The 20,211-nt window shown below is 67.2% G+C and carries 17 protein-coding genes and 1 pseudogene; 11 read left to right on the top strand and 7 right to left on the bottom strand.

From position 1 onward, the window contains the following. The 3 genes and pseudogenes from A5652_RS15665 to A5652_RS26835 all read left to right on the top strand — a co-directional run. Positions 1-1,596 (top strand): thioester reductase domain-containing protein (locus tag A5652_RS15665; protein WP_156745362.1); only part of this gene is annotated, 1,596 nt, incomplete at its 5' end. Positions 1,597-1,821: 225 nt separating this feature from the next. After that, positions 1,822-2,667 carry a phthiotriol/phenolphthiotriol dimycocerosates methyltransferase gene (locus A5652_RS15660; RefSeq protein WP_067353059.1) on the top strand — a complete coding sequence of 282 codons (846 nt, stop codon included), beginning with the start codon at positions 1,822-1,824 and terminating at the stop codon, positions 2,665-2,667. A 9-nt stretch (positions 2,668-2,676) separates the two neighbouring features. Then, positions 2,677-3,157, top strand: a pseudogene (locus tag A5652_RS26835) (enoyl-CoA hydratase-related protein); the annotation flags it as partial. A gap of 18 nt (positions 3,158-3,175) precedes the next feature. On the opposite strand, the gene A5652_RS15655 reads toward A5652_RS26835, so the two are convergent. Continuing rightward, positions 3,176-3,784, bottom strand: coding sequence for a TetR/AcrR family transcriptional regulator (locus A5652_RS15655; RefSeq protein ID WP_067353054.1), 609 nt, complete (start codon positions 3,782-3,784; stop codon positions 3,176-3,178). Between the two features lie 58 nt (positions 3,785-3,842). Here A5652_RS15655 and A5652_RS15650 point away from each other — a divergent pair, with 58 nt between their 5' ends. The 5 genes from A5652_RS15650 to A5652_RS15630 all read left to right on the top strand — a co-directional run bounded on the left by A5652_RS15650 (position 3,843) and on the right by A5652_RS15630 (position 9,039). Next, positions 3,843-5,045, top strand: a complete 1,203-nt coding sequence (locus A5652_RS15650) for an aromatic ring-hydroxylating dioxygenase subunit alpha (RefSeq protein ID WP_067353051.1) — start codon at positions 3,843-3,845, stop codon at positions 5,043-5,045. Positions 5,046-5,112: 67 nt separating this feature from the next. After that, entirely contained in the window at positions 5,113-6,246 is a 1,134-nt protein-coding gene (locus A5652_RS15645) for a M42 family metallopeptidase (RefSeq protein ID WP_067353048.1), read from the top strand. Positions 6,247-6,529: 283 nt separating this feature from the next. Further along, a complete protein-coding gene (locus tag A5652_RS15640; protein WP_156745363.1) occupies positions 6,530-7,474 on the top strand; it encodes a GNAT family N-acetyltransferase in 945 nt (314 codons plus the stop codon). A gap of 197 nt (positions 7,475-7,671) precedes the next feature. After that, entirely contained in the window at positions 7,672-8,361 is a 690-nt protein-coding gene (locus tag A5652_RS15635; RefSeq protein WP_067353042.1) for a DUF5642 family protein, read from the top strand. A gap of 27 nt (positions 8,362-8,388) precedes the next feature. Then, positions 8,389-9,039 (top strand): DUF5642 family protein, encoded by a 651-nt coding sequence (locus A5652_RS15630; RefSeq protein WP_067353038.1) that lies wholly within the window; start codon positions 8,389-8,391, stop codon positions 9,037-9,039. An 82-nt stretch (positions 9,040-9,121) separates the two neighbouring features. On the opposite strand, the gene A5652_RS15625 is transcribed toward A5652_RS15630, so the two are convergent. Then, complete coding sequence (locus tag A5652_RS15625) at positions 9,122-9,718, bottom strand: alpha-ketoglutarate-dependent dioxygenase AlkB (RefSeq protein ID WP_197513971.1); 597 nt, start codon at positions 9,716-9,718, stop codon at positions 9,122-9,124. Between the two features lie 93 nt (positions 9,719-9,811). On the opposite strand from A5652_RS15625, the gene arcA reads away from it, so the two are divergent. Beyond that, entirely contained in the window at positions 9,812-11,026 is a 1,215-nt protein-coding gene (gene arcA, locus A5652_RS15620) for an arginine deiminase (protein ID WP_067353034.1), read from the top strand. 4 nt (positions 11,027-11,030) lie between these two features. Here arcA and A5652_RS15615 read toward each other — a convergent pair whose 3' ends face one another. Next, complete coding sequence (locus A5652_RS15615) at positions 11,031-12,626, bottom strand: dolichyl-phosphate-mannose--protein mannosyltransferase (RefSeq protein ID WP_067353027.1); 1,596 nt, start codon at positions 12,624-12,626, stop codon at positions 11,031-11,033. A gap of 24 nt (positions 12,627-12,650) precedes the next feature. On the opposite strand from A5652_RS15615, the gene rsmI reads away from it, so the two are divergent. Beyond that, a complete protein-coding gene (rsmI, locus tag A5652_RS15610) occupies positions 12,651-13,487 on the top strand; it encodes a 16S rRNA (cytidine(1402)-2'-O)-methyltransferase (RefSeq protein ID WP_067353024.1) in 837 nt (278 codons plus the stop codon). Between the two features lie 65 nt (positions 13,488-13,552). On the opposite strand, the gene A5652_RS15605 is transcribed toward rsmI, so the two are convergent. Genes A5652_RS15605 through A5652_RS15595 form a run of 3 tightly spaced genes read right to left on the bottom strand, consistent with a single transcriptional unit; the run spans position 13,553 to position 16,950 of the window. Continuing rightward, on the bottom strand, positions 13,553-14,803 hold the full coding sequence (locus tag A5652_RS15605) for an aminodeoxychorismate synthase component I (RefSeq protein ID WP_067353020.1): 1,251 nt from the start codon (positions 14,801-14,803) through the stop codon (positions 13,553-13,555). A 51-nt stretch (positions 14,804-14,854) separates the two neighbouring features. Next, complete coding sequence (locus A5652_RS15600; protein WP_067353015.1) at positions 14,855-15,766, bottom strand: RNA polymerase sigma-70 factor; 912 nt, start codon at positions 15,764-15,766, stop codon at positions 14,855-14,857. Next, entirely contained in the window at positions 15,763-16,950 is a 1,188-nt protein-coding gene (locus tag A5652_RS15595) for an NAD(P)/FAD-dependent oxidoreductase (protein WP_067353010.1), read from the bottom strand. Before A5652_RS15595 ends, A5652_RS15600 begins: the two co-directional genes overlap by 4 nt. A gap of 379 nt (positions 16,951-17,329) precedes the next feature. On the opposite strand from A5652_RS15595, the gene A5652_RS15590 reads away from it, so the two are divergent. Beyond that, complete coding sequence (locus tag A5652_RS15590; protein ID WP_067353008.1) at positions 17,330-18,997, top strand: hypothetical protein; 1,668 nt, start codon at positions 17,330-17,332, stop codon at positions 18,995-18,997. Between the two features lie 121 nt (positions 18,998-19,118). On the opposite strand, the gene metG is transcribed toward A5652_RS15590, so the two are convergent. Beyond that, positions 19,119-20,211, bottom strand: a 1,093-nt coding sequence (metG, locus tag A5652_RS15585) for a methionine--tRNA ligase (RefSeq protein WP_067353006.1), incomplete at its 5' end; no start/stop codon positions are given.

Raw genomic sequence — 20,211 nt, 5'->3', positions numbered from 1 at the left:
CTAGCCACCCGCCTAGTCGCCGCGATCGAAAACACCCTCGACGCCACCCTGTCCGTACGCACCGTATTCGAGGCGCCATCCGTTAGAAGCTTGAGCCAGCAGTTGGGCAGACGGGCCAACGGGCCCAGCTTCGCGTCCGTGCACGGCCGCAATAGCACCGAGGTGCACGCCCGCGACCTCACGCTGGACAAGTTCATCGACGCCACGACGTTGACCGCCGCCCCGACGCTATTAGGTCCCAGCGCCGAAGTGCGGACGGTCCTGCTGACCGGGGCGACCGGTTTCCTGGGGCGTTACCTGGCCCTGGAATGGCTGCAACGCATGGACTTGGTCGACGGCACGCTGATCTGCCTGGTGCGGGCCGAGTCCAACGAGGATGCCTACCAACGCTTGGACAAGACCTTCGACACTGGCGACCCCAAGCTGCTGCGGCACTTCCAGGAACTGGCCGCCGATCATCTCGAGGTCCTCGCCGGCGACAAGGGCGAAGCCGACCTGGGCCTGGACCATGAGACCTGGCGACGCCTGGCCGAGACCGTGGATCTGATCGTCGATCCCGCAGCGCTTGTCAGCGGAGTCCTGCGCTACAGCGAGCTATTCGGGCCCAACGTCGTGGGCACCGCAGAGCTGATCCGCCTCGCACTCAACACGAAGCTGAAGCCCTACACATACGTGTCGACTGCCAGCGTGGGTGATCAGATCGAGCCGTCGGCGTTCACCGAGGATGCCGACATCCGGGTCATCAGCCCCACCCGCAGCAACGATGACAGCAACGTCAATGGCTACGGCAACAGCAAATGGGCCAGCGAGGTGCTATTACGGGAGGCCAACGACCTGTGCAAACTGCCGGTCACCGTGTTTCGTTGCGACATGATTCTGGCCGGCACCACATATGCGGGCCAACTCAACGTGTCGGACTGGTTCACCCAGATGGTGCTGAGCCTGTTGGCCACTGGCATCGCGCCCGGCTCGTTCTACCAGCTCGACCCCGACGGCAACCGGCAGCGCGCGCACTTCGACGGTCTGCCCGTCGAATTCATCGCCGAAGCCATCGCCACACTGTGTGCCCAGGCGGCCGACGGCTTTCAGACCTACCACGTGATGAACCCGCACGACGACGGCATCGGACTCGACGAATACGTCGACTGGGTGATTGAGGCGGGTTACCCGATCCGGCGTATCGCTGACTTTGCGGAGTGGTTACAGCGCTTTGAGACCGCCCTGCATGCCCTGCCGGATCGACAGCGCCTCGGCACCGTGCTGGATTTGTTGTTCAGCGATTCCAACCATTTACAGCCCGCAGAGCCGAGCCGCGGATCGCTTGCGCCGACCGAGCGATTCCGTGCTGCAGTGCAAGAAGCAAAGATCGGTCCCAACGGTGACATTCCGCACGTCTCGGCGGCGACCATCATCAAATACGTAACCGACTTGCAACTGCTCCGGTTTTGGGAGGATCCCGCTCATATGGCTCAGCAGATGGGCGAATATCCCAGCTCGGCGGAAGTAGTTCCCGCCGTGCGCCCGGGCACCGATTGCAAAACCACTGCAGGCAGCGGTCACGGTCACTCGCGTACAGGGGTGGCTCGCAGGCCGTGACAGTTTGCCAAATCACGACAGTTTTGACGACAGTGCGCCCGCAGGGTTCGCTGACTTTCGAGAAACCGTCGTCCGCAAAGCCCTCCACGCCCTTCGAAAGGACCACGCTCCGATGAGGCGATGCGCATCATCGAGCTCGACGAAATCCGTCATCACGTTCCGACGGCGGCTACACAGATCGCCGAAAATCCTTGGGGGATACTGCTATCCGTCATATTTCGCGGCATGGCCCAAAATCGCGTTGGGTCTGGAATCGTGACGCGAATCGGCTCACGCCTCATTTATCGCGTCGAGAACGCCCGCTTGACGCAGAAACTCATCTGGCAGCGCCAGTATCCCGCTTTAACCCGCCGGCTCTCCGCGGACGATGTCTTATTTCTGAACTTGGGCTATGAAGAGGATCCGCCGATGGGTCTGCCGCTGGTGGCGGCCGACGAGCCCAACCGGTTCTACATCCAGCTGTACCATCGCACGGCGACGCAGGCTGATCTCAACGGGGCAAAAGTGCTTGAGGTCAGTTGCGGCCACGGGGGCGGGGCTTCCTACCTCATGCGCACCTTGCACCCGGCCTCGTACACGGGGCTGGACTTCAACCCGGCCGGCATTGCGTTTTGCCGAGAAAGGCACAATCTGCCCGGCTTGGATTTCGTGCAGGGTGACGCGGAGAGCCTGCCTTTCGTCGACCAGTCCTTCGACGCGGTGATCAACGTCGAAGCCTCGCATTGTTACCCCCGGTTTCCTCGTTTCCTCGCCGAAGTGGCGCGCGTGCTCCGCCCGGGAGGACATTTCCTGTACGCGGATCTGCGTCCCCGCCACCTTATTGCCAAGTGGGAGTTGGCGATTGCGGAGGCGCCGCTGACGCAACGTTGTGGCAGGGTTATCAATGCGGAGGTGCTGCGCGGCATAGAGGAAAATCCGCGTCATTGGTCACTGAACGTGGTCGATCAGCATAGGTCGGCAGTCCTGCGCCGCTTCGGCCGTGCTTTCGCGGTCGGGCAAGGCAGTCCGGTCTACCGCGACTTGCAACGCGGGGATATTTCGTTCCGAATTTACTACTGCACCAAGGATTGAATCGGCGCCCCGCTGATCGCCGCGGTCAACGGTGCCTGTTTGGGCGGTGGTTGTGAAATGCTGCAGCAGACCGACATTCGGATCGCCGAGGAGCAGGCTGTCTTCGGCCTGCCGGAAGCCACATAGGGGCTGATCGCAGGCGCCGGCTCGACCGTGCGGCTCAAGCGACAGATTCCCTATACCAATGCCATGGAGATGATCCTGACGGGTGATCTGCTGACGGCCGCCGACGCCTACCACTTCGGTCTGGTGGGCCATGTGGTGCCGACGGGCCAGGCGTTGAACATGGCCCGCGAGATCGCGGCCCGCGTTGTGGCCCACGGCCCCTTGGCCGTTCGCAACGCCAAGGCCTCGGTGATCAACAGCGGATGGATAGGAAGACGCGCGACGGATCGAGCAGCGATTCGTCGTCGAGGTAGTACGCGTCCGAGGACGCCAAGGGCTGGCCGCCTTCGCCGCCAAACGCGAGCCTCGGTTTACGGGTAGGTAGCCGGGCGCCCGCGGTTCCTCAGCGCTCGACGACGGCGTGGGCGCGCACCGACGGCGCGACCCAATCCTCCAGGAACCGTCGCAGCGCGCGTCCGGTGCGCGGTGGACGGCCCGGGTCCACGATCAGCGACTGCACGGTGCGCAACATGATCTCGACCAGTTCGTCGAGTCGGCCTTCGGCGAATCCCGCTGCGGCCCAATCGACTTCGAATCGCTGCAGGATCGACCGGCCGAACGAAATGGCCATATCGGACGTGACTCCCGCGGTGAACGCGCTGGCCTTGCCGGGCTGGAACACCAGGCCGAGATACCTGTCGTGGGCGAGTTGCTCAAATGTGTAGGCGATCCCCTCCACCACGGCCTCGGTCGGGTCGGTGATCGAACCCAGATGCGCCGCAAGCCGATCCAAGAACCCGTCGACTGAGGACAGTGCCGTCGCACCCAACAGCGCCTCGTGGGTGGGAAAGTACCGGTAAATCGTCTGCCGCGTCACGCCAAGGGCCGACGCGACCTCGGAGACGCTGACGGTCCCGCGCGCGTCGATGGCGCTGCGCGTCGCGCTCACGATGCGCGCGACCGCCTCATCGTCGTCGGCCGGGATGTCACCCGACCAGCCGTGCCGGCGCATTGCGTGATCGTCGCACACCCGGGCCGCCGGTCTTGACAATACAAACGATAATGATTGTATGGTCCGAACCATCGCGGAGAAGGGGACCTGGGTGACGACGATCGACCAACCGGTGAGCGGGACCGACGAGACGCTGACGCGGCGGGGGCTGCGTCATGCCCTGGACAAGACGACCGACCTGGCCGAGCGTGAACTGCGGGTGCCGTTGCACTACTACCGCGACCCCAAGATCACCGAGATCGAGGAATCGCAGATTCTGCGTAGGGTGCCGCTGGCCATCGTCCCGTCGGCGCAGGTGCCGAACAAGAACGACTACGTCGTGCGTTCGGTGCTGGGCGATTCGTTGCTGGTCACCCGGGACCGGTCCGGGGCCAGCCACGTCTTGCTCAACTACTGCCGGCACCGCGGCGCGATGCCGGCCTGCGGCTCGGGCAACGCCTCGCGGTTCGTCTGCCCGTATCACGCCTGGACGTACCGCAACACTGGTGAACTGTTCAGCGTCCCGGGCAAGGCCGGCTTCGATTCGATGGACATCAAGGATTACGGCCTGGTGGAATTGCCTTCCGAGGAGCGGCACGGCTTCATCTGGGCGGTGCTGACCGCCGACGCGGCCATCGACCTGGACGCGCACCTGGGGGACTTCGGTACCGAACTGGCGCTGTGGAACTACGAGTCCTACGGCTACCACACGCAGCGCGAGTTCACGTCCGAGGTGTCGTGGAAGGGCGCGCTGGAGGCGTTCGCCGAGGGCTATCACTTCCCGTACGTGCACGGCGAGAGCCTCATCGGGCAGAACACCCTGGCCAACACGATGGTCTACGACGAGTTCGGCAAGCACCACCGCATCGGGTTTCCGTTCACCTGGATCACCAACGCCGAAGCGGAGCCCACGGCTTCGCTGGATCCCTCGGCGAACATGGGCGTGATCTATTGGGTGTATCCGAACCTCATCCTGGCCAACAGCCCAGTGGGGGTGGAGATCATCGACATGCTGCCCGCCGGTGAGCCGACCCGCTGCACGGTCCGCCACAGTTGGATGGGCCGCATCCCGGCCATCAACGACGAGATGAGAGCGGCCTACGACGCGGTTTATGAAGGGGTGCACGCGGCCGTGCGCGACGAGGACTTCGCCATGTTGCCGCAATGCGGCGAGGGTGTCCGGCACGGCCAGCACGACCACATGATCATCGGGCGCAACGAAATCGCCGTCCAGCACATGATCAAGGTGTTCGCCCAAGAACTAGGCGTCGCGCTCGCCTGAACACCCCGTGGGTAGCCGCAGGCCAACACGGGTACTGATCCTCTGAACCCGATGACGAGAGGATCCGATGGCGCACCGCGATCGCGATTACACCGACGAGCTACTGCAAGAACTGTTGTTGACTTACGGGCCGTGCGGACAGGAAAACGAGGTGCGCGCCGTTATCGCCCGCGAACTGCAATCCGTCGTCGACGACATGTGGACCGACGACGCCGGCAACCTGATCGGCTACATCGCCGCCGACCCGTCGGCCAACGATACCGGGGCGCCCAATCACCGCCACCGCACCGAGTCCATCCCCGGCACCGCCACCCGGGTGATGGCGCACATGGACGAACTGTCGATGATCGTCAAACGCGTGGAATCCGATGGCACACTGCATATGACCCAGCTGGGCACCATGTACCCGGGCAACTTCGGACTGGGTCCGGTCGCCGTTCTGGGCGACAACGAAACCCTCACCGCCGTACTGACTCTCGGCTCTGAGCACACCACCCAGGAGAGCCCACGAATCTGGGAGACCAAACCCGATCAGGGCGACCGTGCGCTCGACTGGCACCACGTCTACGTCTTCACCGGCCGCAGCACCGACGAGCTGACCGCCGCGGGGGTGCACGCCGGAACCCGGGTGTGCGTCGACCGCAGCAAGAGAGCCGTTGTCGAGATGGGAGACTACGTCGGCGCCTACTTCCTCGACGACCGCGCCGCGGTGACCGCCCTGCTGCACGCTGCGCGCCAACTGCGCGAGCGCGGGCAACGCCCCGCCGACGACGTGTACCTGGTGTTCACCACCAACGAGGAGGTCGGCGGTGTGGGGGGCACCTACGCCAGCGCCACCCTGCCCGGCGACCTCACCCTGGCCCTGGAGGTCGGCCCCACCGAACGCGAATACAACACCAGCGTCACCGGCGGTCCGATCATCGGTTACAGCGACGCCCTATGCGTCTACGACAAAGAGGTCGCCGACCGGTTGCTGAAAATCGCCACCGACCGCGATCTGTCACCCCAGGCGGCCGCCCTGGGCGCGTTCGAATCCGACGCGTCGCACTCCAAGGCGAGTGGGCTGACCGCGCGCGCCGGCCTGCTGTGCCTGCCCACGCTGAGCACCCACGGCTATGAGGTGATCGCTCGCCGCGCGATCGACGACATGGCCGCGATCGTCGTCGATTTCGTGCTGGAGCCGAGTCAAAAGATCGCCTGACACTGCCGAACGCCCCGTGTGGCGAAGGCCGGCTCATCCGGTTGCCGGTGGGTCGCCCAATTTCACGAGTGACCCGCGCATCCTTGCCCGAGCCGCAACCGTGCTCATAACCTGGCAACATCCGACCGCATCCGGGGGGTTCGGCCCGGCACGGTAGACGACGGCAAGCAGGCGGGCAGGTCATGGCATCACCGCGACGCACAGAACGGTGTCGTGATGCTGCGGGCGGCGGTCTATAGCGGTGGCCGGGCTGACCGGCGCGCGGCTGGACGAGCTGGCGACGATGGACATCTTCAAGGGATGTCCCACCGAAGACCTCGCCCCGTTGGCGGCTCGCCTACAGCCACTGCTCTCCCCGGCCGGCCAGGTGCTGATGCGGCAGGGGGAGCAGGCCGTCTCGTTCCTGCTGATCTCGTCCGGTACCGCCGAGATCAAACACGTGGGTGACGACGGCGTCGTGATCGTCGAGCATGCCTCCCAGGGCATGATTGTCGGCGAGATCGCCCTGCTGCGCGACATTCCCCGGACCGCGACGGTGACCACGGTCGAACCGCTGACCGGCTGGATCGGTGACACCAGGGCCTTCGCCAGCATGGTGCACATCCCGGACATCACACCGCGGCTGCTGCGCACCGTGCGTCAGCGTCTCGCCGCGTTCATCACGCCGATCCCGATTCGCGTGCGGGACGGCACGCTCCTGTTGCTGCGACCGGTGCTCCCCGGCGACAGCGAGCGCACCGTGCACGGACACATCTACTTCTCCAGCGACACGCTCTATCGGCGGTTCATGACCCCGCGACTACCTACTCCCGCGTTGATGCACTACCTGTCCGAGGTCGACTACGTCGATCACTTCGTGTGGGTGGTCACCGACGGCAGCGACCCGGTGGCCGACGCGCGCTTCGTGCGCGACGAGAGCGACCCGACCGTCGCCGAGATCGCCTTCACCGTCGCCGATGCCTATCAGGGCCGCGGCATCGGCACCTTCTTGATCAGCGCGCTCTCCATCGCCGCCGAGATCGACGGTGTCGAAAGGTTCTCCGCGCGAATGCTTTCCGACAACGGACCGATGCGCGCGATCTTGGACCGCTACGGAGCCGTCTGGCAGCGCGAAGACGTCGGCGTCATCAGCACCGTGATCGACGTGCCGCGCCCACGCCACCTGCGGCGTGACGAGGCCGAGCAGATCAAGCGCGTGGCCCGGCAGGTCATCGCCGCGGTCGGCTGAGACCGGCGCCGCATAGTGCCGCAACCGCGGCCAGTCTGCGGACGATTAGGTGACTTTCAAATCCGCTGGCGCATGCGCTAGCACGTCTGAGGATGACATCGTCCTTCCCGAGCCGCTAAGTGACGGAGGTTATTCGACCAGCCCAGGCACTGGCGTGGGGGAGACGGTATGGCGGTGTCCTGTGCTATCAACTCCTCATGCGGCCGTTCTGGATTGGTCCGGCGCTGGTCGGGGTGCTCACGTCGGCGATCGCCGCGTGCGGCCACTCACCCGCGCGCGCTCCATCGGCCGGTCCCCCGAAATCCGCTCCGGCGAGCGTCGTTGCCGTCAACCCCGCCAACATCAAACGGGTCATTCGCGACCTGCCGCCCGGCTACGAGGTGACCACCGGGATCCCCGGTGCCGCTTCGCCCCGACTGATTTGGAGCTTGGGGGACGACCCGCAGGCCAAGCCGGCCAAGTGCGGGACGCTGGCCGACCCCGGGAACGGACGTGACCAGTCGGCGCAGGGCGTCTCGGGCTCGGGGAGCGGCGGCGTCGTCGACGCTGTGGTGGTGGCCGTGCCAGGGCCGGTGGATCTCCCCGAGGACCTGGTTACCGCGTGCGCCCAGTGGTCGGAGACCGCCGGGCAGACCGTGGTACACGTCCACCTCACCGACGCGCCGCACGTCGATGGTGTCGACACGGTCGGAATGGTGGCCGACGTCAAGTCATCCGTCGAGTCGGGCACCGAAATAGATTCGCGCACCTACACATTCACCGCGTATCTGGGCAATTACTACGCGTTTACCACCCTGACCACAGATCCGGGTTCGGCGCTCCCGGTGCTGCCGCCGCAATTCGCCGCGGATCTGCTCGCCAAAACGGTGTCCACGTTGCGCAGTTGAGCTCTCCGCTTGGGTAGATTGGCCCCGATGTCCAAGATCCTGTCCGTGGTCGTGGCTGTCTGCGTCCTGGCCGGCTGCTCATCGGCAGCCCATCAGGAAGAGGCCGACATCAACAAGGTCGTCGGCGTGAAGTCCAGCTTCGGCCCCGAATACAAGGTCAGCGACATAACCGAACGGGGAGTCAATCCCGAGTTGCTGGCCGGCCGCAAACTGCCCGACGGTTTGACGTTCGACCCCGCGAACTGCGCGAAAGTCGCGTCCGGGCCGGACATGCCGGCGGACCTGCAGGGCAACATGTCCGCGGTCACCGCCGAGGGCCGCGGCAACCGGTTCGTGGTGATCGCGCTGGAGACCTCAAAAGCGTTACCGTTCAACGATCCTGGGAAGGACTGCAGCAAGGTGACCTTCACCGGGCCGCAGATGCGCGGCGGTGTCCAAGTGGTCGAGGTGCCGCAAATCGAGAGCACTCGCACGCTGGGCGTGCATCGCGTCGTGCAGGCGCTGACGCCGGGTGGTCCACGCACCGGCGAGCTGTATGACTATTCGGCCGTATTCGGCGACTACCAGGTGATCGTCATCGCCAACCCGCTGGTGGTTCCCGATCAGCCGGTCGCTCCGGTGGACACGCAGCGGGCGCGCGATTTGCTCGTCAAAGCGGTGACGGCGGTGCGTGCCTGACCGTTCTGCTTGTGGCGGCGGCCCGTCCCCCGCAAGCGGGAGGTACCCCCAGCGCCCAGCTTCGCCGCGCTTGCGACCGCCGCTAGCGCACGCCGCGCGGGCGGAACTGGATGCTCACCCGGGGGCCGACGGATGCTGTCGTCTTCGGCACGGCGTGCTCCCAGGTGCGTTGGCACGATCCGCCCATCACCAGCAGGTCGCCGTGCGCCTGGGGGAGCCGCAGGGACGGGCCGCCGCCGCGGCGGCGCATCGCGAAAGAGCGGGTGGCGCCCAGACTGACGATCGCCACCATGGTGTCCTCGGAACTGCTGCGGCCGATGGTGTCGCCGTGCCAGGCCACGCTGTCCGAGCCGTCGCGATAGCAACACAACCCGACCGTGGTGAACGGCTCACCGAGCTCGCCGGCGTAGATGTCGTTGAGCCGGCGCCGCAGCCGGGCCAGCTCCGGATGCGGCGGCTCCTCGACGGCGAGGTCATGAAAGCTCACCAGCCGCGGCACGTCGACGACCCGGTCGTACATCTGCCGGCGCTCCTCGCGCCACGGCACCGTCGACAGCAGGGCCTCCAGCAGGTCATCGGCATCGGTGAGCCAGCCGGCACGGATCTCGATGAACGCGCCATCGCCGAGTTGTCGGCGCTCGGTGTGCTGGAACAGGGAGCCTTGGACCGCGATCTCCACGGAGGAGAGTTTATCGCACATTCGTTCGATGGCGGGTGGCGCGCGGTGAGCGTGTGGCGGGACCGCGCGGCCCGGCACCGCTACGGTTGAGCTGTGGGTGTTGTCGAGCTGGGCACCAATTCCGAGGTCGGCGCGTTGCGCGTGGTCATCCTGCACCGCCCCGGCGCCGAGCTGCTTCGCCTGAATCCGCGCAACGTCGACCAGCTGCTGTTCGACGGCCTGCCGTGGGTCGCGCGCGCGCAAGACGAGCATGACCAGTTCTCCGCGCTGTTGCGGTCCCGCGGCATCGAGGTGCTGCAGTTGTCGGACCTGCTCACCCAGGCGCTGACGCATAGTGGAGCCGCCAGGATGCAGGGCGTGGCGGCCGCCGTCGACGCGCGACGGCTCGGAGTGCCTTTGGCCCAGGAACTTTCGGCATACCTGCGGGGACTCGAGCCGGCCCGGCTGGCCCAGGTGCTGATGGCCGGCATGACGTTCAACGAGTTGCCGTCGGACACCCGGACCGACGTGTCGTTGGTGCTGCGCATGCATCACGGCGGTGACTTCGTCATCGATCCGCTGCCCAACCTGGTGTTCACCCGCGACTCATCGATCTGGATCGGCCAGCGGGTGGTCATCCCGACGCTGGCCCTGCGCGCCCGCGTCCGCGAGGCGTCGCTGACCGATCTCATCTACGCCCATCACCCCCGGTTCACCGGCGTGCGGCGTGCCTACGAGTCGCGCACCGCCCCCGTCGAGGGCGGCGACGTGCTACTGCTGGCGCCCGGCGTCATCGCGGTCGGCGTCGGGGAGCGGACCACCCCCGCCGGCGCGGAAGCGTTGGCCCGCAGTCTGTTTGACGACGACCTCGCGCACACGGTGCTCGCGGTGCCGATCGCTCAGCGGCGTGCGCAGATGCACCTGGACACGGTGTGCACGATGGTCGACACCGACACGGTGGTGATGTACGCCAACATCGTCGACTCGTTGTCGGCCTTCACCATCCAGCGCACGCCTGAAGGGGTCGCCATCAGCGACGAGGCCCCGTTCCTGGAGGCGGCGGCCAAGGCGATGGGGATCGACAAGCTGCGGGTCATCGACACGGGCCTGGATCCCATCGTCGCCGAACGCGAGCAGTGGGATGACGGCAACAACACGCTGGCGCTCGCGCCCGGGGTGGTAATCGCCTACGAACGCAACGCGCAGACCAACATTCGTCTGCAGGACGCCGGCATCGAGGTGTTGACGATCGCGGGATCCGAACTGGGCACCGGCCGCGGCGGGCCCCGGTGCATGTCCTGCCCGGTCGCCCGCGACCTGCTGCCCTAGCCGACTAACGCCAGCTGGGCAGCCAGATCTCCATGTTCCACGTCTGCTGCGAAATCGGCAGACCGGTGAGCACCGGGAACAGCCACGCGAAGTTGGTCACCACCAAGGCCACATAGCAGCACACGGCGATCAGGCCCAGCGTGCGTCGTTCCGAATTCGGCTGCAGCCGCAGCCGCCGGGGCGGGGCGCCCGGGGTGTAGAGAATGTCGCCACAGATAAGCGCGATGGCCATCACCAAGAACGGCGCCATGGTTGCGGCGTAGAAGAAGTACATCTGCCGGTCGATGTCGGCGAACCAGGGCAGCCAGCCCGCGCAATAGCCGACGAGCACCACGGCGTACCGCCAGTCGCGGCGCACCAGCGTGCGCCACAACGCGAAAACGAGGACGGGCACCGCCAGCCACCACATCGCGGGGGTGCCCACCAGCATCTCAGCCTTGACACACGACTGCGCGCCGCAACCGGCGACGTTCTGCTCGTCGATGGCGTAGAGCACCGGCCGCAACGACATCGGCCAACTCCACGGTTTCGATTCCCACGGGTGATAGTTGCCGGCGGAATTCGTTAAGCCCGCATGGAATTGGAAAGCCTTGGCGGTGTAATGCCACAGCGATCGGATGGCGTCGGGCATTGGAACAATCGCGCGGGGGCCGATCGTCTGTCCCACCTCGTGCCGGTCGATGGCGGTCTCGGAGGCGAACCACGGCGCGTAGCTGGCCAGATACACCAGCACCGGCATGACGGCCAGCGCGTACACGGTCGGGCCGAGGTCGCGCCGCAGGGTGCCCAGCCACGGCCGAGTCACCTGGTACTGGCGCCGCGCAGCCACGTCGAACGCCAGCGACATGGCCCCAAAGAACAGCACGAAGTACAGGCCGGACCACTTTGTGCCGCAAGCCAATCCGAGGAGGATCCCGGCGCCGAAGCGCCACCACCGCACACCCAGCCGCGGGCCCCAAACCGTCTCGGCGTTGCGGCCCTCGTGCAGCGCGATGTGCAGCCGCTGCCGAACCTGGTCGCGGTCGACGATCAGCGCACCGAACGCCGCCACCACGAAAAACGTGAGGATGCCGTCGAGCAATGCGGTCCGCGAGGCGACAAAGCTGACGCCGTCGCAGATCACCAGCACACCCGCGATCGCGCCGATCAGCGTCGAGCGGCTGATCCGCCGGACGATCCGCATCACCAACGCCACCATGACCACGCCGAGCAATGCGCCCGTGAAGCGCCAGCCAATCCCGCCATAGCCGAAGACCGCCTCGCCGAGGGCGATCAGTTGCTTACCCACCGGCGGGTGAACCACCAGGCCGAACCCGGGGTTGTCCTCGACGCCGTGGTTGTGCAGGACCTGCCAGGCCTGCGGCGCATAGTGCTTTTCGTCGAAGACCGGGGTGCCGCCGTCGGTGGGCGAGCCCAGGTTCAGGAACCGGGTGATCGCCGCCACCAGCGTGATGACACCGGTCACCACCCAGCCGCGGATCTGATCGGTCGGCCCGAAATCGGCCACCGGCACCAGCGGCCCGGGGCTGACGACGGGCACCGCGCGCTCCGTCTCGGCACCCTCCGTGTTCAAGGGGGATTCGCGGGGCGGGGCGGTCATCACGTCGATCGTAGGCTGTCGGTCATGACCACCGGGCGCCTGTTGCTGGGCGCGACCCCTCTGGGCCAGCCGTCGGATGCCTCCCCCCGCCTGCTGGACGCCCTGGCCCGAGCCGATGTGGTGGCCGCCGAAGACACCCGTCGGGTGCGCACCCTGGCCAAGGCCCTCGATGTGCGGATCACCGGCCGGGTGATCAGCATGTTCGATCAGGTAGAAAGCGCCCGGGCCGAGTCGGTGATCGAGGCGATCCGCGCGGGCGCGACGGTGCTGGTGGTCAGCGACGCCGGGATGCCGCTGATCAGCGACCCCGGCTACCGGCTGGTGACGGCCTGTGTCGAGGCCGGCCTGCCGGTGGGATGCCTGCCGGGGCCGTCGGCGGTGACGACCGCGCTGGCCCTGTCGGGTCTGCCGGCCGAGAAGTTCTGCTTCGAGGGGTTCGCGCCGCGCAAGAAGGCGGCGCGGCGGACCTGGCTGGATTCCCTGGCCGACGAGCGGCGCACCTGTGTGTTCTTCGAATCGCCGCGCCGGTTGTCCGCCTGCCTGCGGGAGGCGGTCGATCGGCTCGGCGGCGCGCGCCGGGCGGCGATCTGCCGGGAGCTGACCAAGGTGCACGAGGAGGTGCTCCGCGGATCGCTCGACGAACTGTCGGCGTGGGCGGCCGACGGTGTGCTCGGTGAGATCACCGTGGTGCTGGCCGGCGCCACCCCGACCGCCGACCTGCCGTCGCTGGTCGCCGAGGTCGAGGAACTGGTCGCCGACGGTGCCCGCGTCAAGGACGCCTGCGGCCAGGTGGCCACCGCCCACCCGGGGGTGCGTTCGCGCCAGCTCTACGACGCGGTGCTGCGGTCGCGGCGCGACTAGCGGCGGTCGCAAGCGCGGCGAAGCCGGGCGTAGCGGGCTGCCGCCATCAGGACTAGGCCGCGCGGTCAGCCGGCCGCGCTCGCGGCGGCGATGGACGGCAGCCCGACGATTGGGGACGCCTTGTGCAGGCATTCGGCCCACTCGGCGTCCGGGTCGGAGTCGGCGGTGATGCCGCCGCCGACACCCAGCACCGCGGCGCCCGCGGCATCGAATTCGACCGTGCGGATAGCTACGTTCAGCTCGCAGCCGGCCACGGGTGAGGCCAATCCGATTGTGCCGCAATATATTCCACGACGATTAGGCTCCCACTGCGAGAGCAGTTGGCGGGCACGGTGTTTGGGCGTCCCGGTGACCGAGGCCGGCGGGAAGGTGGCGTCCAGCAGCGCCGAAGTCGCCAGGTCGGCGGGGACCTGCGCGGACACCGTCGACACCAGGTGCCACACGCCGGGGGCACGCCGCACCACCAACAACTCGGGAACGGTCACGGTGCCGACGATCGCCACCCGGCCGAGGTCGTTGCGCACCAGGTCGACGATCATGATGTTCTCGGCGACCTCCTTGGCCGACGCGCGCAGCGCCGCCGGCCAGGCATCCAGGGGCAGGGTGCCCTTGATCGGGCTGGACGTGACGGCCGTGCCGCGCCGTTGCAGGAACAGCTCCGGCGACAGCGACGCTACCGCGCCCCAGCTGCCGGCGAGGTAGGCCGCCCGGGCCGGGGAGGTGCGTGCGACGCCGTCGATGAAGAAGTCGAGCGGGTCGCCGCTGACCGTGCCGGTGAACTGGGTGCACACGCAGGCCTGGTACACCTCGCCGGCGCGGATGGCTTCCAGGCAGGCCAGCACCCCGTCGCGATGCGCCGCCCGGCCGGCGACGCCCCAATCGATGCGGCATTCGCGCGCCGCGGCTGCCGGTGCGGCCAGCGCGGCGGCGAGCCACCCCGGCATAGGCGCGCCGGACAGGCTCTCGTACCACCAGTGGCCGTCGCGGTCGCGCCGCAGCACGCAGTCGGTCCAACCGCCGGCCGCCTCGGGGATCCGGTTGGGCTGCGCGTCGGCGCCGGGGTCGGGATAAGACAGGTAACCGATCCAGCCGCCGCCCACAGCCTGCGGCTCCGGCGTCCGCGGCGCCTGGACCGCGAACACGTCGTCCCGGTGCACAGGGTGCACCGGCAGGCTCGGCGCGATCACCGCCAGGGCGCCGAACCACTCGCCGGTCAGCGCGGCCGGTGGCGGCAGGCCGAGCCGGCCGGTGGCGTCGCCCACGGCGCGCAGCACCAGGGGTGCGGCGCCAAGATCGCCGAGCCGCTCGATTCGCACAGCCCTAGCTTGTCAGAGCGGCGGGGTTTCACACCCGCGGTGCCCGCGGGCTCAGCCGCGGCTGATGTCGCGGGTGGTGGCCAGCGCGGCCAACTTCTGCGGGTTGCGCATCACGTAGAAGTTGGTGATCTTGTCCCCGGCGATCTCCAGAGTGATCACACCCTCGAGCTGTTCGCCGAGGTAGAGCAATACCGCCGGGGCGCTGTTGCAGGTCACCATCTCCACCCGCATCGCGCCCATTGTCGCGGCCCGGCGCATGAGGCCGGCGATCGCGCGGGCGACCTTTTCGGCGCCGACCACCGGTCGGCGGGCGGCGCTCACCACGCCGCCGCTGTCGGCCGTCCAGGTGGCGTCGGGGGCGAGCATCGTCATCAGCGCTTCCACGTCACCGCCGGCGGCCGTCGCCAGGAACTGTGCGGTGATTTCGGCGTTGCGTTCCGGGTCGACCGAGTCGAATCGTTTCCGCCGGGCCCGCACGTGTTCGCGGGCCCGGTGCGCCACCTGCCGAACGGTGGGCGCCGGCCTGCCCACCGCCGCGGCGATCTCGCCGTAGTCGAAACCGAACACCTCGCGCAGCACGAACACGGCTCGCTCGTCGGGACTCAGTGTCTCCAGCAACACCAGCATCGCCATCGAAATCGATTCCGCCAGAACGACATCGGCCGAGGGATCCTGCTCGTCGAGCAGCAGCGGCTCGGGCAGCCACGGCCCCACGTAGTCCTCGCGCCGTCGAGCACCGGCCCGCAGCGAGTTCAGCGCCTGGCGAGTGACCAGCTGGGCCAGGTACGACTTGGTGTCGCGCACCGTCGCCAAGTCGACCGCCGCCCACCGCAGGTAACTGTCCTGCAAGACGTCGTCGGCCTCGGTCGCCGAGCCCAGCATCTCGTAGGCGATGGTGAACAGCAGTGGCCGCAGCAAGGTGAACCGTTCGGCGTGCTCGCTGCCGGTCGGCGCTTGCGTCATCGCGCGGCGACCTCCTCGTCGGCCGGTGACTGCGCGGGCCGCTTGCCGCCCTTGATCCAGAAGTACGAACCGGGCTTGGCGGCCTCCCGCCGGATCGACCACACCGTGCCCTTGCAAATCGCCTCCTTGACCGAAGCCGCCGCCCGGCCGCCGAGGAACATGTTCACCGGGGTGTCGTCGGTGCGGGAGAACTGCACGGTGGCGTGCGTGCGGCCCAGGCTGATGCACTGCCCTACGAACGCCTGGCTCAGGGCCGCGGGAGCGTCGCCTGCGATGCGGCTGAGCACGGTGTTGGCGGCCTGAACACCCATCGGGCAAGCGGCCTGGCAGCTCATCCGCAACGGCTGGCCGGACGGCGCGGCGGCGTCACCCGCGGCGACGACACGCTCGTCGTCGATGCTGGTGAGCGTCTCGTCGGTGAGCAGCCGGCCGATCGGATCGGTGTGCAGCCCGCTGCGCGTGGCCAGGTCCGGCACGGCGAATCCGGCCGTCCAGATGGTCGCCGCGCTCGGCAGCACCACGCCGTCGGTAAGCACCACCTCGTCCCAGCGCACCTCGGCCACCGCCACGGACTCCAGCACGTTGACGCCCAACCCGCGCAATTGTTTCGCCACCGAACGGCGGCCCCGCCTGCTCAGCGACGGACCGAGCACCGGGCCGCAGACCAGAGTCACCGGGCGGCCGCCCTCGGCCAGCTCGGAAGCGGTCTCGATGCCGGTCAATCCGCCGCCCACCACGGTGATGGGTGCGGGCAACGGCAGATCGGTGAGCGCGTAGTGCAGGCGCTGCGCGCTTTCCAGATCCGCGACCGAATGTGCGAACTCGGCGAAGCCGGGCACCATCGATGCGGTGACACCGGTGCTTCCCACGGCGTAGATCAAGTAGTCGTAGTTCAGCTCGGCGCCCGAGGCCAGCAGGATCCGCCGGCCGGCGGTCTCGATGTGATCGACGCTGTCGACGACCAGCTGGATCCCCTCGCCGAGCATCGTCGCGTAATCGTGTGTCGCCGCGCCGCTGTCGGCGACCAACTGGTGCAAGCGGATTCGCTCGACGAAGACCGGTCGCGGGTTCACCACCGTGATGTCGATGTCCGGGCGCTGGCGCAGATGGTTGGCCGCCAGTGTTCCGGCGTATCCGGCGCCGACAACGACGACATGGTTTCTCCTGTGTGCCACCTCGGTCATGGCTGTCTCCTTTTTGTGAGGACCTGTGCCCTTGAGACACCGCAGAGCCGTCGGGCGTGACAGTTATGTCGGCAATTGTGACCCGTCTCACTGCGCGGTAGGCGGGCGGTTTGCGCGTGCACCCCTGCTGAGCTGCAACGAAGCCATGCCGAAACACGCGTGATACGCTGCGCTACGCCAATTCGTGGCCCGCCCCCGGGGCCGGATGCACGCACCATTGGAACGGCGAATTTGGGGCCGCTTGCACGCGCATCGGTGTGTATTGGGAGAAGCAACCTTGACGACGACGATCGTTTTGACTGGGCTCGGCGCCGCGCCGGTATCGGCGCGGTCGCGGAGCCCGCGCGGGCAGTTGTCGTAGGGCGTGATCTGACGTCACATGTTGTGCTCATTGAGGAAACGCGCGTTGGCCGCTGCCGTGTGCGCGGCGGTGGCCCTCAGCGGCTGCGGCGGTAAGAGCGACCCCGGGCCGCTGTCGGCGATGGTCAGCCCGGCCATCCCGCCCACCGCTCAGGAGATACCCAACCCGTTGCGCGGCCAGTATGAGGAAATGCTGAATCCGCTGTTCCCGCAAGCTAATTCGGCGCAACAGCGATACTCCGCGTGGCCCGCCTCGTACGATGCCAGCTTGCGGGTCTCGTGGCGGCAACTGCAGCCCGTCGACCCGCGCACGCTGCCTCCCGACGCGCCCGACGACCGCAAGTTCGATTTCAGCGCCATCGATGACGCGCTGGCCAAGCTCGGCAGCCGCAACATGCGGCTCACGCTGGGCGTGTACGTCTACAAGTCCTGCTGCGGCGACTCCTACGCCGGCAACACCAACATCGCGATTCCGGACTGGTTGCGTCCATCGGCGGCCAGCTATCCCACGCCGTCGACCGGTTCCGCCCCGGGCGTCACCCAGGTGGTGCCGAACTTCAACGACCCCGACTACCTCAATGGCGCCGGCCAGCTGCTGGCCGCCCTCGGCCGCCGCTATGACGGCGACGAGCGGCTGTCCGTGTTCGAGTTCTCCGGGTACGGCGACTTCGGCCAGAACCACCTTGCCTATCTGCGGGATTCGCTGGGCGCTGCGGGCCCCACCCCCGACGACAGCGTCGCAAAGCTGGGCTATTACAGCCAGTTTCGCGACCAGAGCATCACCAAAGCCTCCATCGCCCAGCTGGTAGCTGCCAACGTCAACGCCTTCGGTCACACCCAACTGGTGGTGGCTCCGCAGAATCCGGAGATCGTCCGCCAGCTGTTCGCCGACGACGTCACCAAGAAAGTGGCCGCACCGGTCGGCATCCGCGCCGACTGCCTCGGGGTGCAGACCCCGTTGCCGGAATGGGCCGAGGCCAACGACTCCCAGTACGTCCGGTCCAATGACCCGGTCGTCAACGCGATCAGGCAGCGGCTGATGACGGCGCTGGTGATCAGCCAGTGGTGCCGATTGCCCAACGGCGCCGACGCGCGGTCGTACTACGAGAAGGGGCTGCACGACGTCATCCGGTATCACGTGTCGATGACCTCGAGCGCCGATTTCCCAGACCGCGACGCGACGTCCGCGATGGACCCCAAGCTGTTTCAGTTGTGGAGCCAGGCCAATACCTCTGCCGGCTACCGGTATTCGGTCGAGGCCACGCCGGGATCCCAATCGATCCAGGGCAAGGTGGCGACGATCGCGGTCGACTGGACCAACTACGGCTCGGCGGCGGCCACCGAGCGCTGGGTGCCCGGTTACAAGCTCGTCGACTTCTCGGGCGCGGTGGTTCGCAGCCTGCCCGCGACGGTCAATCTCAAGACACTGGTCCACGACGAATCCAGCCAGTCACGCGCGGAACCGGTGGCGGAGTCGGCCAGCGAGTCGGTGCACGTGGACGTGACGGGTCTGGCACCCGGTCACTACACGCTGCGCGCTTCCGTCGAATGGCAACAGCACATCCCGGGCGCCTCGCACGTCGTGAACTACGCACCGATGGCCCTGGCGCGAGACGGCCGCGACGGCTCCGGGCTGTATCCGATTGCCACACTTGACATCCCGGGCGACTCGGTCAGCGGACCGTGATCGATCGAGCATGACCAGCCGGTCGCGGCCGGGATCACCCGAAGTCAACTACCATTCATGCGATCCCAAAAGGGTTGCGGTGGGAACCAATTGACTCACCGCTGACTGTGTTCGTAGGTGCTCAACCAGCTTCGGAAACCGGCTGGTACCGCGGGAACACGCCCGCGGGACCGGGCAGCGCCGTACCGGGCGCCAGTCGCGCGCCCACGGCAGCAAACGTCCGTTGGTCTTCTGTTTGCCCAAGCAGATCGAGCAGCTTGCCGGACGACTCGGGCATGACGGGCTGGGCCAGCAGCGCGGCGATGCGGACCGCCTCGCAGGTGACGTACAAGACGGTGCGGAACCGTTCCTGGTCGGCCTCGGATTCGCTCTTGCGCAACACCCACGGCTGCTGCGCCGAGAAATACTTGTTGGCCTCGCCGAGCATCAGCCAGATCGCCTCCAGGGCCAGATGCATCGCCTGGGAGTCGAAGTTGGCCCGCACCCGTTCCATCAATCCGTCGGCCGTGGTGAGCAACTCGGTGTCGGCGGCAATCAGCTCACCGGGTTCGGGAACGACGCCGTCGAGGTTCTTGGCGATCATCGACAACGACCGCTGCGCCAGGTTGCCCAACTCGTTGGCCAGGTCGGAGTTGATCCGGGTGACGATGGCGTCTTCGCTGAAGCTGCCGTCCTGCCCGAACGGAACCTCCCGCAACAGGAAATAGCGCACCTGGTCCAAGCCGAACGTGTCGACCAGAGCTATCGGGTCGACGACGTTGCCCACCGACTTGCTCATCTTCTCGCCGCGGTTGAGCAGGAAGCCGTGCGCGAAAACCCTTCGCGGCAGCTCGATTCCGGCCGACATCAAAAACGCCGGCCAGTACACGGTGTGAAATCGGATGATGTCTTTGCCGATCATGTGTAAGTCGGCCGGCCAATAGCGCCGGAAGCGCTCGGATTCGGTGTCGGGATAACCGACCCCGGTCAGGTAGTTGGTCAGCGCGTCGACCCATACGTACATCACGTGGTCGGGATGCTCGGGCACCTGCACGCCCCAGTCGAACGAAGTGCGCGAGATGGACAAGTCGCGCAGTCCGCCCGAGACGAAGCTGACCACCTCATTGCGCCGCACGTCGGGCGCGATGAAGTCCGGGTTCGCCTCGTAGTGGGCCAGCAGCTTGTCGGTGTACGCCGAGAGCCGGAAGAAGTAGGTCTGCTCCTCGGTCCACGTC

Origin of the sequence: Mycobacterium sp. 1165178.9 (genome assembly GCF_001673555.1) — a bacterium.
Classification (GTDB): Bacteria; Actinomycetota; Actinomycetes; order Mycobacteriales; family Mycobacteriaceae; genus Mycobacterium.
Note: the sequence above shows the minus strand (reverse complement) of the source record. Positions and strands in the feature narration are given on the sequence as shown.

Bases quoted from the DNA above. Each gene is read 5' to 3' on its own strand.
- A5652_RS15640 (WP_156745363.1), top strand. From the start codon at position 6,530: ATGGACATCTTCAAGGGATGTCCCACCGAAGACCTCGCCCCGTTGGCG.
- A5652_RS15590 (WP_067353008.1), top strand. From the start codon at position 17,330: ATGTTGTGCTCATTGAGGAAACGCGCGTTGGCCGCTGCCGTGTGCGCG.
- A5652_RS15660 (WP_067353059.1), top strand. From the start codon at position 1,822: ATGGCCCAAAATCGCGTTGGGTCTGGAATCGTGACGCGAATCGGCTCA.
- A5652_RS15630 (WP_067353038.1), top strand. From the start codon at position 8,389: ATGTCCAAGATCCTGTCCGTGGTCGTGGCTGTCTGCGTCCTGGCCGGC.
- A5652_RS15595 (WP_067353010.1), bottom strand. From the start codon at position 16,950: ATGACCGAGGTGGCACACAGGAGAAACCATGTCGTCGTTGTCGGCGCC.
- A5652_RS15635 (WP_067353042.1), top strand. From the start codon at position 7,672: ATGCGGCCGTTCTGGATTGGTCCGGCGCTGGTCGGGGTGCTCACGTCG.
- A5652_RS15600 (WP_067353015.1), bottom strand. From the start codon at position 15,766: ATGACGCAAGCGCCGACCGGCAGCGAGCACGCCGAACGGTTCACCTTG.
- A5652_RS15645 (WP_067353048.1), top strand. From the start codon at position 5,113: ATGGCGCACCGCGATCGCGATTACACCGACGAGCTACTGCAAGAACTG.
- rsmI (WP_067353024.1), top strand. From the start codon at position 12,651: ATGACCACCGGGCGCCTGTTGCTGGGCGCGACCCCTCTGGGCCAGCCG.
- A5652_RS15655 (WP_067353054.1), bottom strand. From the start codon at position 3,784: ATGCGCCGGCACGGCTGGTCGGGTGACATCCCGGCCGACGACGATGAG.
- A5652_RS15650 (WP_067353051.1), top strand. From the start codon at position 3,843: ATGGTCCGAACCATCGCGGAGAAGGGGACCTGGGTGACGACGATCGAC.
- A5652_RS15615 (WP_067353027.1), bottom strand. From the start codon at position 12,626: ATGACCGCCCCGCCCCGCGAATCCCCCTTGAACACGGAGGGTGCCGAG.